10 protein-coding genes are annotated in these 13,641 nt (G+C 71.2%); 6 read left to right on the top strand and 4 right to left on the bottom strand.

Annotation, left to right across the window (positions count from 1 at the left end; translation table 11 throughout):
• The first annotated feature begins 50 nt into the window (after positions 1-50).
• Entirely contained in the window at positions 51-446 is a 396-nt protein-coding gene (locus ASG52_RS04625) for a VOC family protein (RefSeq protein ID WP_056239731.1), read from the top strand.
• A 175-nt stretch (positions 447-621) separates the two neighbouring features.
• On the opposite strand, the gene ASG52_RS04620 is transcribed toward ASG52_RS04625, so the two are convergent.
• Together ASG52_RS04620 and hrpB are read right to left on the bottom strand one after the other, a co-directional pair.
• Positions 622-987: a hypothetical protein gene (locus ASG52_RS04620; RefSeq protein ID WP_156383782.1), complete on the bottom strand. Its 366-nt coding sequence runs from the start codon at positions 985-987 to the stop codon at positions 622-624.
• 49 nt (positions 988-1,036) lie between these two features.
• The gene (hrpB, locus tag ASG52_RS04615; protein ID WP_056239725.1) at positions 1,037-3,541 is read right to left on the bottom strand and encodes an ATP-dependent helicase HrpB; all 2,505 of its coding nucleotides are present in this window, start codon (positions 3,539-3,541) and stop codon (positions 1,037-1,039) included.
• Positions 3,542-3,742: 201 nt separating this feature from the next.
• Here hrpB and ASG52_RS04610 point away from each other — a divergent pair, with 201 nt between their 5' ends.
• From ASG52_RS04610 to ASG52_RS04600, 3 genes are all read left to right on the top strand, one after another.
• The gene (locus tag ASG52_RS04610; protein WP_056239723.1) at positions 3,743-4,045 is read left to right on the top strand and encodes a hypothetical protein; all 303 of its coding nucleotides are present in this window, start codon (positions 3,743-3,745) and stop codon (positions 4,043-4,045) included.
• A gap of 192 nt (positions 4,046-4,237) precedes the next feature.
• Positions 4,238-7,012, top strand: a complete 2,775-nt coding sequence (gene mutS / locus ASG52_RS04605) for a DNA mismatch repair protein MutS (protein WP_056239720.1) — start codon at positions 4,238-4,240, stop codon at positions 7,010-7,012.
• Positions 7,013-7,511: 499 nt separating this feature from the next.
• Positions 7,512-9,098, top strand: a complete 1,587-nt coding sequence (locus ASG52_RS04600) for an FAD-binding oxidoreductase (RefSeq protein ID WP_200945568.1) — start codon at positions 7,512-7,514, stop codon at positions 9,096-9,098.
• Here the strand turns inward: ASG52_RS04600 and ASG52_RS04595 are convergent.
• Both ASG52_RS04595 and ASG52_RS04590 read right to left on the bottom strand, forming a co-directional pair.
• Positions 9,051-9,542: a response regulator gene (locus tag ASG52_RS04595; RefSeq protein ID WP_082552341.1), complete on the bottom strand. Its 492-nt coding sequence runs from the start codon at positions 9,540-9,542 to the stop codon at positions 9,051-9,053. The two genes, ASG52_RS04600 and ASG52_RS04595, sit on opposite strands and share 48 nt — an antisense overlap.
• An 85-nt stretch (positions 9,543-9,627) precedes the next feature.
• A complete protein-coding gene (locus ASG52_RS04590; protein ID WP_056239719.1) occupies positions 9,628-10,749 on the bottom strand; it encodes a histidine kinase dimerization/phosphoacceptor domain -containing protein in 1,122 nt (373 codons plus the stop codon).
• 293 nt (positions 10,750-11,042) lie between these two features.
• On the opposite strand from ASG52_RS04590, the gene ASG52_RS04585 reads away from it, so the two are divergent.
• Both ASG52_RS04585 and ASG52_RS04580 read left to right on the top strand, forming a co-directional pair.
• Positions 11,043-12,377 (top strand): AmpG family muropeptide MFS transporter, encoded by a 1,335-nt coding sequence (locus ASG52_RS04585; protein WP_056239716.1) that lies wholly within the window; start codon positions 11,043-11,045, stop codon positions 12,375-12,377.
• Between the two features lie 209 nt (positions 12,378-12,586).
• Positions 12,587-13,513 carry an EcsC family protein gene (locus tag ASG52_RS04580; RefSeq protein WP_056239712.1) on the top strand — a complete coding sequence of 309 codons (927 nt, stop codon included), beginning with the start codon at positions 12,587-12,589 and terminating at the stop codon, positions 13,511-13,513.
• Positions 13,514-13,641: the final 128 nt, after the last annotated feature.

Genomic DNA, 13,641 nt, shown 5'->3' with positions numbered 1-13,641 from the left:
GCCCCGGCTGCGCCATCTGGCCGCCCATCGACGTCCAACAGAGAGCCCCGATGGCCAAGCCCGTCCACAGCATGATCCGCGTCCGCGACGAGGCGCGCTCGCGCGACTATTATTCCCGCGCCTTCGGCCTGGAGCCCGCCGACCGGTTCGACTTCCCGGACTTCACCCTGCTCTACCTACGCGACCCCGCCTCGCCGTTCGAGTTGGAGCTGACGGTCAACAAGGACCGCTCCGAGCCCTACGACCTCGGCGACGGCTACGGCCACATCGCCTTCGTGGTGGACGATGTCGAGGCCGAGCACGCCCGGTTCACGCGGGAGGGTTTTCCGGCCACCGACCTCAAGACCCTCAAGCACGGCGACACCCCACTCGCGACCTTCTTCTTCGCCACCGACCCGGACGGCTACAAGATCGAGGTGATCCAGAAGGGCGGCCGCTTCGCCTGAGCGAAGCCCCTCGTTCAACCCAATCCCCCTCATCCTGAGGCGGCGGCGCGAAGCGTCGCCCTCGAAGGAGGGCTCCAGTTCGCTCGGTGGTCCCTGGAGCCCTCCTTCGAGGCCGCTTCGCGGCACCTCAGGATGAGGGTGAGGGTGGGATGAAAAAGAGAGCTGACCGAGAGCCTTACGGCGCCGTCTTCTCCAAGCGCTCGAAGGCCGCGAGGCCCTTCTCGCACGAAGCGGGCGAGGGGGCCGGCAGGCTGGTTTCCAGGCGCATGGCGTCGTCGAGGGAGAGCAGGTAGCGCTCGTCGGTGAGCGCGCGGCCGACCGCCGCCTGCATCCGGGTCCGGCCGGCGGCGATGGCGGCATCGACCCGCTCGCGGGGGACGCCGCAGGCGAGCGCGCGTCCAAAGATCTTGCCGTGCTTCTCGCCCTCGGCCTGGGGGATCACCAGGGGCCTGCCCTGCGGCAGGTCCTGGGGCTTGTCCTGCGCCGCGGCCGCCGCGGGCCACAGCAACGGGGCCAGACACAACGCCGCGCGCATCCTCATCACGATTCCTCCCTCGTCGCGCCCTCGTAGCCTTGCGCGGGCCGTCGCGTCACGTACCCCTCGGCTTGGCCCGCCGGGTCGGCGCCTCGGCGAGCGGGTCTTCCGGCCAGGGGTGGCGGGGATAGCGCCCGCGCATCTCCGAGCGGACGGAGGCCCAGGAGCCGCGCCAGAAGCCGGGCAGGTCGCGGGTGATCTGGATCGGGCGCTGGGCCGGCGAGAGCAGGTGCAGCACCAGCGGCACCCGCCCGCCGCCGAGCGTCGGGTGCCGGTCGAGGCCGAACAGCTCCTGCACCCGCACCGCCAGCACCGGCTCGGGGCCGGATTCGTAATCGACCGGGATGCGAGAGCCGGTCGGCACCTCGACATGGCTCGGCGCCTCCGCCTCCAGCCGGGCGCGCAGCTGCCAGGGCAGCAGCGATTGCAGCGCTTGACCGAGGTCGTCGGCGGTGATCGCGGCCAGCGAATGGCGCCCGACGATGCCCGGCGCGAGCCAGTCCTCCACCGACGCGGCCAGCGCTTCGTCGGAAAGGTCGGGCCACTCGCCACCTTCCGCCTCATGCATGAAGCGCACGCGGGCGCGCCACTGCGTCAGCGCCGGCGTCCAGGGCAGACGCTCGATGCCGAGCCCACTGATCCCGCGGGCCAGCACCCGCGCGGCCTCCGCGTCGGCCGGGACGGGCAGGGTGCGCTCGTCGAGGCTCACCGCGCCGAGGCGGCGGATTTCACGCGCCCGCAGGGCCCGCGCCTGACCGTCAAAGGAGACGCTCCGCACCGTCTCGATCCGGTCGGAAAACAGCGCGTCGATGGTCTGCGAGGAGATGGCGGCGGCGGCGAGGATGCGGGCGTTGGCCGCCGTTCCGGTGAGGTCGGCCACCACGACGAAGGACTCGCGGGCGAGCGCGCTCGCCGGGTCGAACAATCCGGCCCGGCCGTTGGCCATCAGCACCGCGCCCTCGCGGCCCCGCGCGCGCGCGACCCGGTCGGGATAGGCCAGCGCCAGCAGCGCGCCGGGTTCGGAGAGGGTCGGATCGGGCTCGGGGAGACGGGCGCCGGCGGCGCGCTCGGCCTGGCGGGCCCAGCCCTCGGCGAGGCGGCGCATGTCGGCGGCGCGCCCGCCGCGGTCGCGGCAAAAGCGGTCGAGGCGGTCGGCGAGATCGACGGAATCGCCGCCGAGCCCCCGCTCCACCAGCAGGGCGGCCAGTTCCGCGGCCCGGCGGGCGTGGCCGATCTCGGCGGCGCGGGCGACCATCCGGGCGAGGCGCGGCGGCAGCGGCAGGGCCCGCAGGGTCCGGCCGGTGGCGGTGAGGCGCCCGTCGCCGTCGAGCGCGCCGAGATCGGCCAGCATCGCGCGGGCTTCCGTGAGCGCCGGAGCGGGGGGCGGATCGAGGAAGGGCAGGGCGGTCGGGTCGGACACCCCCCAGGCGGCGCAATCGAGCACGAGGCCGGCGAGGTCGGCGGACAGGATTTCCGGCCGGGCGAAGGGTTCGAGCGCGGCGGTCGCGGCCTCGGGCCAGAGCCGCCAGCAGACACCTGGCTCGGTGCGCCCGGCGCGGCCCCGGCGCTGATCCACCGAGGCGCGGGAAGCGCGGGCCGTGACGAGGCGGGTCATGCCGTTGCCGGGCTCGTAGAGCGGCACGCGGGCGAGCCCGGAATCGACGACGATGCGCACGCCCTCGATCGTCAGCGAGGTCTCGGCGATGGAAGTGGCCAGAACCACCTTGCGCCGGCCGGACGGGGCCGGGGCGACCGCCCGGTCCTGCTCCCCCTGTGTCAGCGCGCCGTAGAGGGGGGCGAGGTCGATGCCCTCCGGCAGGCGGCCCTCCAGCCGCTCGGCGGTGCGGCGGATCTCGGCCTGCCCCGGCAGGAAGGCGAGCAACGAGCCCGGATCGGCCCGCAGGGCCCGCAGGATCGCGCCGGCCATCGCGTCCTCGATGCGCTCGCCCGTACTACGGTCGAGATGGCGCGTCTCGACCGGATAGGCCCGGCCCTCGGATTCGACGACCGGCGCATCCCCGAGAAGCCCGGCCACGCGGGCGCCGTCGAGGGTCGCCGACATCACCAGAATGCGCAGGTCCTCGCGTAAGCCCGCTTGCGCGTCGAGGGCGAAGCCGAGGCCGAGGTCGGCGTCCAGCGAGCGCTCGTGGAACTCGTCGAACAGCACGGCGCCGATCCCGGTCAGCTCCGGGTCGTCGAGGATCATGCGGGTGAACACGCCCTCGGTGACGACCTCGATGCGGGTGCGGGCGGAAATCTTGGAGCCGAGCCGCACCCGCAGGCCCACCGTGTCGCCGACGCGCTCGCCGAGCGTCTTGGCCATCCGCTCGGCCGCGCCGCGGGCGGCGAGCCGGCGCGGCTCCAAGAGGATGATCTTCCGGCCGTCGAGCCAGGGCTGGTCGAGCAGGGCGAGCGGGACCCGCGTGGTCTTGCCCGCGCCCGGCGGGGCGACGAGCACAGCGGCGTTGCGCCGGTCGAGCGCCGCGCGCAGGGCGGGGAGGGCGGCTTCGATCGGCAGGGAGACGGAATCGGACGGGCGGGGCGGAGCGGCGAGCGGCATGGCACGGGGAGTTGGCCCGGTTCGCGCCCCCACGCAACGGTCGGGACCGCACGTTTCGGCCATCCAGAAATATTCCGTTGACTCCACCAAATATTTGTCAGGGAACAAAGCCCCTACCCATGGAACGCGAGGCCGTTCAGCGACTTGAGGGCTCGACGTGCCGAGCGAGCACGGACCGAACTACGGACGGACGAGAGACCCATGCGGATTGCCCTCACCCTCGCAGCCGGCGTGCTGCTCTGCGGCCTCGGCGCCGGCTCGGCCTCGGCCGCCCCGGCGATGCCCGCCCCCGGCATCGTCGCCGGCGATGCGGTCGAGACCGTGGTGCATGGCGGTCGCCACCATCACCGCCACGGCTGGCACCACCGCCACGGCACCACCAAGGCCTACCGCCGCGCCCGCCGCTACAACACGATGCGCCACGGCAACCCGAACGCCCGCAACCCGGAGCGTCCCGGCTACCAGCAGCAGCTCGGCAACACCACCAACGGCCCGCGCTACTGATCGATCTTCGAGGATCGTCGCCGGCCTCGGCGACGATCCCTACGAGTTCAGAACGAGACGGCCCGCCCGGCGTAAAGCCCGGCGGGCTTTTTCGTGCCCGCTTGCACCGCCTGGGGAGAGCGCACACTTGTCCACGATGTTCGCGCTCCGTCTCCGGTGCCGCATGGGGGCGGAGCTGCTAGCCTCCTCCCCATGCGTTCCAGTTCCCCTCGCCCCCAGGCCTCTCGTTCCCTGGCCCTCGAGCGTCGTGCGAACCCGGCGGATTCGGTGACCTCCTCGCCCGTCACATCCCCGTTGGACATCCCCGGCGCCACGCCGATGATGGCGCAGTATATCGAGATCAAGGCGGCCAATCCGGACTGCCTGCTGTTCTACCGGATGGGCGACTTCTACGAGCTGTTCTTCGAGGACGCCGAGATCGCCTCGCGCGCGCTCGGCATCGTGCTGACCAAGCGCGGCAAGCACGGCGGCGCCGACATCCCGATGTGCGGCGTGCCGGTGGAGCGCTCCGACGACTACCTCCACCGCCTGATCGCGCTGGGCCACCGCGTCGCCGTCTGCCAGCAGACCGAGGACCCGGCGGAGGCCAAGAAGCGCGGGCCGAAATCCGTGGTGCGGCGCGAGGTGACCCGCCTCGTCACGCCGGGCACGCTCACCGAGGATCGCCTGCTCGATCCGGCCCGCGCCAACCTGTTGCTCGCCATCGGCCGCCGCAAGGTGTCGGACGCCCGCGAGGCCTATGGCTTGGCCGCCATCGACATCTCGACCGGGCGATTTTCGCTGAGCGAAGTCGACGGTACGGAACTGCCCGCCGCCATCGCCCGGCACGAACCACGGGAGATCGTGCTGTCGGAAGCGATCCACGCCGACCCGGCGCTGACGCGACTGTGGCGCGACACGAAGGCCGCGGTGGTGCCGCTGGCCGCCGCCGAGCTGGAGCCGGCCTCGGCCGAGCGGCGCATCCGCGAGCAGTTCGGCATCAAGACGCTCGACGGCTTCGGCTCCTTCTCCCGTGCCGAGATCGCAGCCGCCGGTGCCGCGCTCCTCTACATCGAGCGCACGCAGTTCGGGGCGAAGGTGCCGCTCTCGGCCCCCTCTCGCGAGGCGTCCGGGGCGACGCTCGCCATCGACGCGGCGACCCGGGCCAATCTCGAACTCACCCGTACGCTGTCGGGCGAGCGCAAGGGCAGCCTGCTGGAGGCCATCGACCGCACCGTCTCGGCGGGCGGCGCGCGACTGCTCGCCGAACACCTCGCCGGCCCGCTGACCGACCTGCAAAACATCGCGCGGCGGCACGATGCCGTGGCCTTCCTCGTCGCGGACGGGTCGCTGCGGGCGCACCTGCGCGACGCGCTCAAGGCCGCCCCCGACCTCGCCCGCGCGCTGTCGCGGCTCGGCCTCGGCCGCGCCGGCCCGCGCGACCTCGCCGCTTTGCACGGCGGGTTGGACGCCGCGCTCGCCATCGCCGAGGGCCTCGGCGGCACTGAGCTGCCCGAGGGCATCGCCCGCCTCGTGCGCCGCCTCGACGACGCCGACCGGGATTTGGCCGCGGAACTCGCAGCCGCGCTCGCCGACGACCTGCCGCTCAACCGCCGCGACGGCAATTTCGTGCGTGCCGGCTATCACCCCGAGATCGACGAAGGCCGCCTGCTCGGCCAGGACTCGCGAAAGGTGATCGCGGCTTTGCAGGCGCGCTACGCCGAGGCCAGCGGCTGCCGCACGCTCAGGATCAAGCACAACAACGTGCTCGGCTACTACATCGAGGTGCCGCAGGCGGTGGGCGAGGCCTGCCTCAAGGGCCTGATGAAGGACTTCGTGCATCGCCAGACCATGGTCGATGCCATGCGCTTCACCAGCGTCGAACTCGGCGAGCTGGAATCGAAGATCGCGGGCGCCTCCGACCGGGTGCTGGCGCTGGAAGCGCAAGTGTTCGACACGCTCGCCACCCGCGTGATGGCCCAATCCGAAACAATCGCCGACATCGCCGATGCGCTCTCGGCGCTGGATGTGGCGGGAAGCCACGCCGAACTCGCGGTCGAACTCGATTGGGCACGGCCCCGCCTCGACGACAGCCTCGCCTTTGCCGTTGAGGGCGGACGCCATCCGGTGGTGGAGGCGGCTTTGCGCAAGGCGGGCGAAGCCTTCATCGCCAACGCCTGCGACCTGTCGGGGGAGGAGGCCGGGCGCATCCGCCTCGTCACCGGCCCGAACATGGGCGGCAAGTCGACCTTCCTGCGCCAGAACGCGCTGGTCGCGGTGCTCGCGCAGATGGGCGCCTTCGTGCCGGCCCGCTCTGCCCATCTCGGCGTGGTCGATCGGCTCTTTTCCCGCGTCGGCGCGGCGGACGACCTCGCGCGGGGGCATTCGACCTTCATGGTCGAGATGGTCGAGACCGCCGCGATCCTGAACCAGGCGACGCGCCGTTCCCTCGTCGTCCTCGACGAGATCGGGCGCGGCACCGCGACCTTCGACGGGCTCTCCATCGCCTGGGCCTGCCTGGAGCACCTCCACGAGAAGAACGGCTGCCGGGCGCTGTTCGCCACGCATTTCCACGAACTGACCGCGCTCTCCAAGCGCTTGCCGCGCCTCGACAACGCAACCCTGAAGGTTGCCGAGCACCGCGGCGACGTGGTGTTTCTGCACGAGGTGGTGCCGGGCGTGGCCGAGCGCTCCTACGGCCTGCAGGTCGCCCGCCTCGCCGGCTTGCCGGCCAGCGTGGTGGCGCGGGCCGGCACGATCCTCAAGGGGCTCGAATCGTCCGAACGCGAGCGCCCGTCGCGTGCCCGCATCGACGACCTGCCGCTGTTTGCGAGCCTTACCGAGATCGCCCCGCCCCCACCGGAGGCCGTCGCCCTTCCGCCCGAGGACACGCTGGGGGACTTACTGGACACGATCGACCCCGACAGCCTGACGCCGCGGGAGGCGCTCGACGCGCTGTACCGGCTGAAAGCGGAGCGGGCGCGGTAACAGCCGATTCGGCACAGGGCGGCGCGCAGGGGTCTCGGGCCGCGCCTCTCGTTCTCAGATCGAGCACTCCGTCGTTGCGAGGCGGAGCCGAAGCAATCCAAGGCTCCGCGCCATCCGGAAAGGTCGCACCGCTGGATTACTTCGCCTTCGCCGGCAATGACGGGGATGCTCCGGAACCCAGAAAGACTGATTGGAACCGGAATTACCCGTAGATCCATTATGTCCGCGCAATAATGTCCAAAAAAAATCCAACCCTCATCCTCATCCTGAGGTGCGAAGCACAGCGAAGCCTCGAAGGAGAGCTCCAGGGATCGCGCGTGGACTGGAGCCCTCCTTCGAGGCCGCTACGCGGCACCGCAGGATGAGGGGGTTTGATTGGATAGGCCGACGACACGGGCGCCGACATCCAATTCCAAAAAGACCCGCCGCCCCAATTTTAACGTCCCGTGAAAGAATCATCGGCCAAATCGATCCCGACAAGCACAGGATGCACGGGGCCATGACACTCGAATTGCGGTCGTCGCGCCGGAAGTTTCTCGTCGGGCTCGGCGGGTTCGCCGCGGCGGCCCGGCTCATGCCGGGCTCGGCGCTCGCGTTCGAGGCGGGCGCGTGTCCGCCGCCCTCGGCCTGGACCGATCTGGCGCGCGCGGTGAAGGGCGGCGTGCTGCGGCCGGAGGACCCGTTCTTCGCCGACATCTGCCGGCCGAACAACCTGCGCTACGGCGCGACCCTGCCCGCCGGCATCGCCCGCTGCACCAATGCCGCGGACGTGCAGGCCTGCATCGCTTGGGTGCAGCGGCAGGCCATGCCCTTCGCGGTCCGCTCCGGCGGGCACAATTATGCCGGCTTCTCGACCACGCCCGGTCTGCTGATCGACATGTCCCTCATGGCGGGCGTGACGCCGGTGGCCGGCAGCGGCAGCCTCGTCACGGTCAAGGGCGGGACGCTGAACCTGCTCGCCTACAAGCAGATGGAGCGGATGGGCCGCACCATCACCCACGGCCGCTGCGACACGGTGGGCGCCGCGGGCTTCCTGCTCGGCGGCGGCATCGGTTTCAACATGCGCAAGTTCGGCGTGGGTTCCGATCTCATGCGCGCGACCGAACTCGTCACCGCCGACGGCCAGTTCGTGCGGGCCGACGCCGACACCGACCGCGACCTGTTCTGGGCCTGCCGCGGCGGCGGCGGCGGGAATTTCGGCATCAGCACCGGCTTCACCCTCGAGACCCGCCCGGCGGATTCGGTGACGGTGTTCAACCTCACCTGGAGCAAGGACCTCCCCAAGGTCCTGAAGCTCCTGCTGAGCGAACTCGCGAGCGCCCCCGACGATTTCGGCTCCAAGATCGCCGTCACCATCCCGAGTCGGCAGGAGGGATGCGACCACGCCCCGCTCACACTCTCGATCCTCGGCCAGCTCCACGGCTCGGCCTACGCACTGAAGGACATCTTCAAGTCCACCTGGGAGATGATCGACACGGGCCGGTCGCAGATCAAGGCGGACGTGCCGTACTGGCAGGGCCAGGACTTCCTGACCGAGACGACGTTCCCGTACTCCTATCAGGAGAAGTCGAGCTACATGCGGGCCGCTTCGATCGACGACGAGGCGGTCGCGGCGATGTTCGACGGGGCGGCAAAAATGCCGGCCACCTCCATGCCGGTGAGCTTCAAGTTCTTCCAAGTCGGCGGCGCCATCGACCGCCTCGGTCGGACCGACACGGCCTACGTCCACCGCGGGTCCGACTGGCTGTTCACCGTCGAGGCCAATTGGTGGAGCCCGACCGACTCGGCGAGCCAAATCGCCCGGACCCTCGATTGGCAGCAGCACTTCTACGACGACGTCAACCGACGCACCGGCGCGGTCGGCGCCTTCCAGAACTTTTCCGACCCGTCCCTGGCCGACTGGCAGGACGCCTATTACGGCGAAAACTACGCCAAGCTCGCCGCGGTGAAGCGGGCGGTCGATCCGGGGATGCTGTTCACCTTCGCGCAGGCGATCCGCCCGGCCAAAAAGCCCGTCGAGCGCAGCCCGTCCTCCACCCTACCCGGCGCGCGGCGCGAGGCAGAAGCCGTCGAGCGTCTCCCCTGACGGCACATCGCCCGATTGCCCGGAACGGCAGCGGGCGACGTAGTCGAGCGCGCTCGCCACGGTGCGCTCGGAATAGGGCTTGGCGATCACCCCGACGGCGCCCGCGAAGTCCGGCGGGATGCGCTTGGCGTTGGCCGTCATGAACACCACCGTGGTGCGCGGGTCGGCGCTGAGTGCGCGGGCGACCTCGATGCCGGTCGGGCCGTCGATCAGGTGGATGTCCACGAGCGCCACGTCGGGCGCGGTGCGCTGCCCGAGCGCGATGGCCTCCGCCGAGGCGCTGGCCACGCCGACGCTGACATGGCCGAGGTCTTCCAAGAGACATTCGAGTTCGAGGGCGATAAGCACCTCGTCCTCGACCACGAGGATGCGCAGGCCCTCGCCCGCTGGCGGGCTCTCGCCCGCGGCCGGGCTGTCGCCCGCTGCGGGGCTCACCTCGGGCATCCCGCCTCTCCTTCCCCGCGTCGCGGCGGGACGATCCCGCCATCGGGAGGAGATGGCACGAAGCGGCGGCGCTGGGAAAGGCCCGTCACCTGAGGCCGTCCGCGGGCAGCGGTACGCGGATCGCGACGCGGGTGCCGGGCTCGGCCTCCGACCACGCGATGGTGCCGCGCAATTGCCGCACCACCATCTCGACCAGCATGCGCCCGAACCCCGTCGGGTTGGGGGGGCCCGCCGTGAGGCCGATCCCGTCGTCCTCGATGGCGAGTTCCAAAGACTCGCCCGAACGCCGCGCGCTCACCCGTACCCGGCCCGCCCGCTCGCGGGGGAAGGCGTGGCGCAGCGCGTTACCGGCGAGTTCGTGCAGCAGCAGCGCGAGCGGCGCCGCCATGGCGGCGGGCAACGCCAGCGGCTCCATCTCGCTCTCGACCCGCGCCGCGCACGGCCCATGCGCGGAGCCCGGCCCGTGCGCGGCGGCGAGGTCGGCGATCAGGTCGTCGGCGAATTCGCGGAACTCGAAGCGGGCGGCGTCGCCCTCCTGGTAGAGCATCCGGTGGGCGGTCGAGAGGGCGCCGATGCGGTCGGCCATCGCCTGGAGCGCGTCGCGGGCCTCGCCCTGCGGCGTGCGGCGCGCCTTCAGCAGCATCAGGGAGGAGATGACCTGAAGGTTGTTCTTGACCCGGTGATCGACCTCGTGGAGCAAAGCCGTCTTCTGCTCCAGGGCGAAGCGCAGGTCGGCGGTGCGCTCGCCCACCTCCCGCTCCAGCGCGCCGTTGGCGTCGCGCATGGCGGCCTCCAGGCGGTGCTTGTCGGTCATGTCGGCCTGGGCCGAGAAGAAGTAGAGGATCTCGCCTGCGGCGTCCCGCACCGGGTTGACCGTCATCCCGTTCCAGAACGGCGTGCCGTCCTTGCGATAGTTGAGCAATTCGCACTCGAACGCGCGGCCCTGTCCGATCGCCTCGCGAAGGCGGTTCAGCGTCGTCCGGTCGGTCGCCGGGCCCTGAAGCCGGCGGCAATTGTGGCCGTAGAGTTCGTCGCGGCCGTAGCCGGTCAGCCCAAGGAAGGCGCCGTTGGCCCAGACGATCGGGTTGTCGTCCCGGCGCGGATCGGTGACGACCATCGGGGTCGGGCTCGCCTCGAAGGCGGCCGCGAACACCTCGACGGTGAAACCGGGCGGGAAGGCCGTCGCCTCTGTGGGAAAACCCGTCATCCTGACGCCGACGCGAGGCGTGCCGCTCGGGGAGAGCCGCACGCGAACCCATGAAACCGATGCCGCAAGCGAGCGATCGGTTCCCCCCAACGAGAGACGGTCGCTCCCGTTCCGGAACCGACTTCACGCTTCCGTCAAGCTTGCCTTATCCATAGACGGGCAAGCGTTGGGAAAGCGTTGCAGGCGCCGGAATCCCGAAGTCGCGTGCCCGCCGCAAGGCGTTGTGGCTAGCAGCCCCGAGGCTGCCGCGATTTTTGCGCATAGGCCGGACGGAGCGAAAGAGGGGATCGGCGATGGCGGCAGCGAAGGGCCGGAGGGGCTTGCGGCCCCGCGACGTGCTGGAGGACCCGCGCCTGCTCCTGATGCTGGCCCTCGGCTTCGGCTGCGGCCTGCCGATCCTCCTGGTGTTCTCGACGCTGTCGGCGTGGCTCGCCACCGCGGGCATCCAGCGCACCAGCATCGGGCTCCTGTCCTACGTCTCCTTCGCCTACTCGCTGAAGTTCGTCTGGGCGCCGGTGATCGACCGGCTCGACCTGCCGCTGCTGTCGCGGTGGCTCGGGCGGCGGCGCTCGTGGATGCTGCTGTCGCAGATCGCGGTGGCCGGCGGCCTCGTCGCCATGAGCTTCGGCGCCCCCTCGGACGACCTGTTCTACATCGTCGTCTGCGCGCTGGTGACCGCCTTCGCCTCGGCGACGCAGGACATCGTGGTCGACGGCTGGCGCATCGACGCGGCGCCGACCGAACGCCAGGGGCTGATGCTCGGCAGCTACCAGCTCGGCTACGCCATCGCCCGCGCCTTCGCCGGGGCCGGCGCCCTCTACATCGCGCAAGGCTACAGCTGGGCGATGGCCTACGAGGCCATGGCGCTGTTGATGCTCGTCGGCATCGCCGGCTGTCTGTTCGCCCCCCGTCAGGATCCGGCGGACGCCGACGCGGAGCCGCGCGGGGTCGCCGACACCCTGCGGGTCGCCGTGGTCGAGCCGTTCGGCGACCTGATCCGGCGGAAGGGTCCGCGGCTGATCCTGATCCTGTCGCTGATCATGCTCTACCGCCTGCCCGACATCATCTCCGGGGTGATGGCGCAGCCGTTTTACATCGAGCAGGGCTTTTCGCTCGTCGAGATCGCCAACGTCACCAAGGTCTATGGCGTGATCGTCGGCCTCGTCGGGGCGCTCGCCGGCGGCTGGGCGGTGATGCGCTTCGGCATCCAGGCCTCGCTCCTGTTCGGCGGCATCGTCGCGGCGGGCTCGAACCTGATGTTCGCGTGGCTCGCGGTCAGCGGCCACGACACCGAGATCTTCATCGCCAGCATCTCGATCGACAACTTCTCCGGCGCTTTCGCCGGCACGGCGCTGATCGCCTACATGTCGGGCCTGACCTCGCCGGCCTTCGTGGCGACGCAGTACGCGCTGCTGTCCTCGCTCTACGCACTCCCCGGAAAATTCATCGGCGGCTTCTCCGGCTACATGGTGGACGGGCTCGGCTACCCGTCCTTCTTCGTCGCCTCGGCGCTGATCGGCATTCCGGTGGCGCTGCTCTGCATCGCGCTGGCCGCCTTGGGTGAAGGCCGGGAGGAGGCGGAGGCCGGCCCCGCGCCGGAAGAGGAGGCGGTGGCCGCCAAGGCGTGAACGGCGTTCATTCCGCATTCCGGGCGCGAAGAGCGCCCCGCGCAGCGAGCCTCGGCTTTCAGCCGAGGCGTCGAGCGGAGCGAAAAGCCTAAGGTCGCGGACGCGACCGCCGGCGCCTGAGGCATACCGGGAAACCAGGGCAGCCGCCCTGGAACCATCCCCCCGGCCTCCGTTTTGCTCCTGCCTACGCGTTTCGGGAGATTCTTGACGTGAACGAGATCGCGCTGAGCGGCGAGACCCTGCCGGTTCCGGTCGCGCCCGCCGCCCTGCCGCCGCTGTCGGCGGCCGACCGCGCGGCGCTCCGCCGGGCGGTGGACGTGCTGGAGCGGCCGGGACTCGCCGCGCGGCTCTCGGCCGCCGCCGGGGCGCCGCTCGACATGATCGGCCGGGCGCTGCCGGCGCCCCTCACCGAGGCGGTCGGCCGCTCGACGGAAGCCGCGATGCGCACGGCACTCCGCGTTGCCCTGGCCACCCTGCCGGACAAGGCGGTGAAGCCTTCGGGCTCGGCGGTGGAGCGGATCGAGGAGGGGGCGGGCGCGCGGCTCGGCCGCCTCGTCGGCTCCAGCGAGACCCGCCACAAGGCGCTCGCCGCATTCTCCGGCGCGCTCGGCGGCGCCTTCGGGCTCGCCACCGTGGCAATCGAATTGCCGCTCTCGACCACGCTGATGCTGCGCTCCATCGCCGAGATCGCCCGCGAGGAGGGCGAGGATCTGAGCGACCCGGAAGGCGCGCTCGCCTGCGTGCAGGTCTTCGCGCTCGGCGGGCGCAACGGCCCCGAGACGGCGCTTACAGAGAGCGGCTACTTCGCCGTGCGCGCGGCGCTGGCCAAGACCATGGCCGAGGCGACCCGCTACGCCGCCCACCGCTCGCTCCTCGACGCGGGCGCCCCGCCGCTGGTGCGGCTCACGGCGCAGATCGCCTCGCGCTTCGGGATCGTCGTCTCGCAGAAGGTCGCGGCCCAGGCCGTGCCGGTGATCGGGGCGCTGGGGGGCGCGGCCGTCAACACCGCCTTCATGGACCATTTCCAGGGCATGGCGCGGGCCCACTTCACGGTGCGCCGGTTGGAGCGGGCTTACGGCAAGGACAGCGTGCGGGCGGCTTATTTGGAGGAAAAGGCGGCGCTGGGGATCGCCTGACGGCGCTTCCCACCCACCCCCCTCATCCTGAGGTGCGGAGCGAAGCGAAGCCTCGAAGGAGGGCTCCAGAAATCGCGCGGCTGGCTGGAGCCCTCCTTCGAGGCCGCTGACGCGGCACCTCAGGATGA

The organism is Methylobacterium sp. Leaf456 (genome assembly GCF_001425465.1).
Lineage (GTDB): Bacteria > Pseudomonadota > Alphaproteobacteria > Rhizobiales > Beijerinckiaceae > Methylobacterium.
Note: the sequence above shows the minus strand (reverse complement) of the source record. Positions and strands in the feature narration are given on the sequence as shown.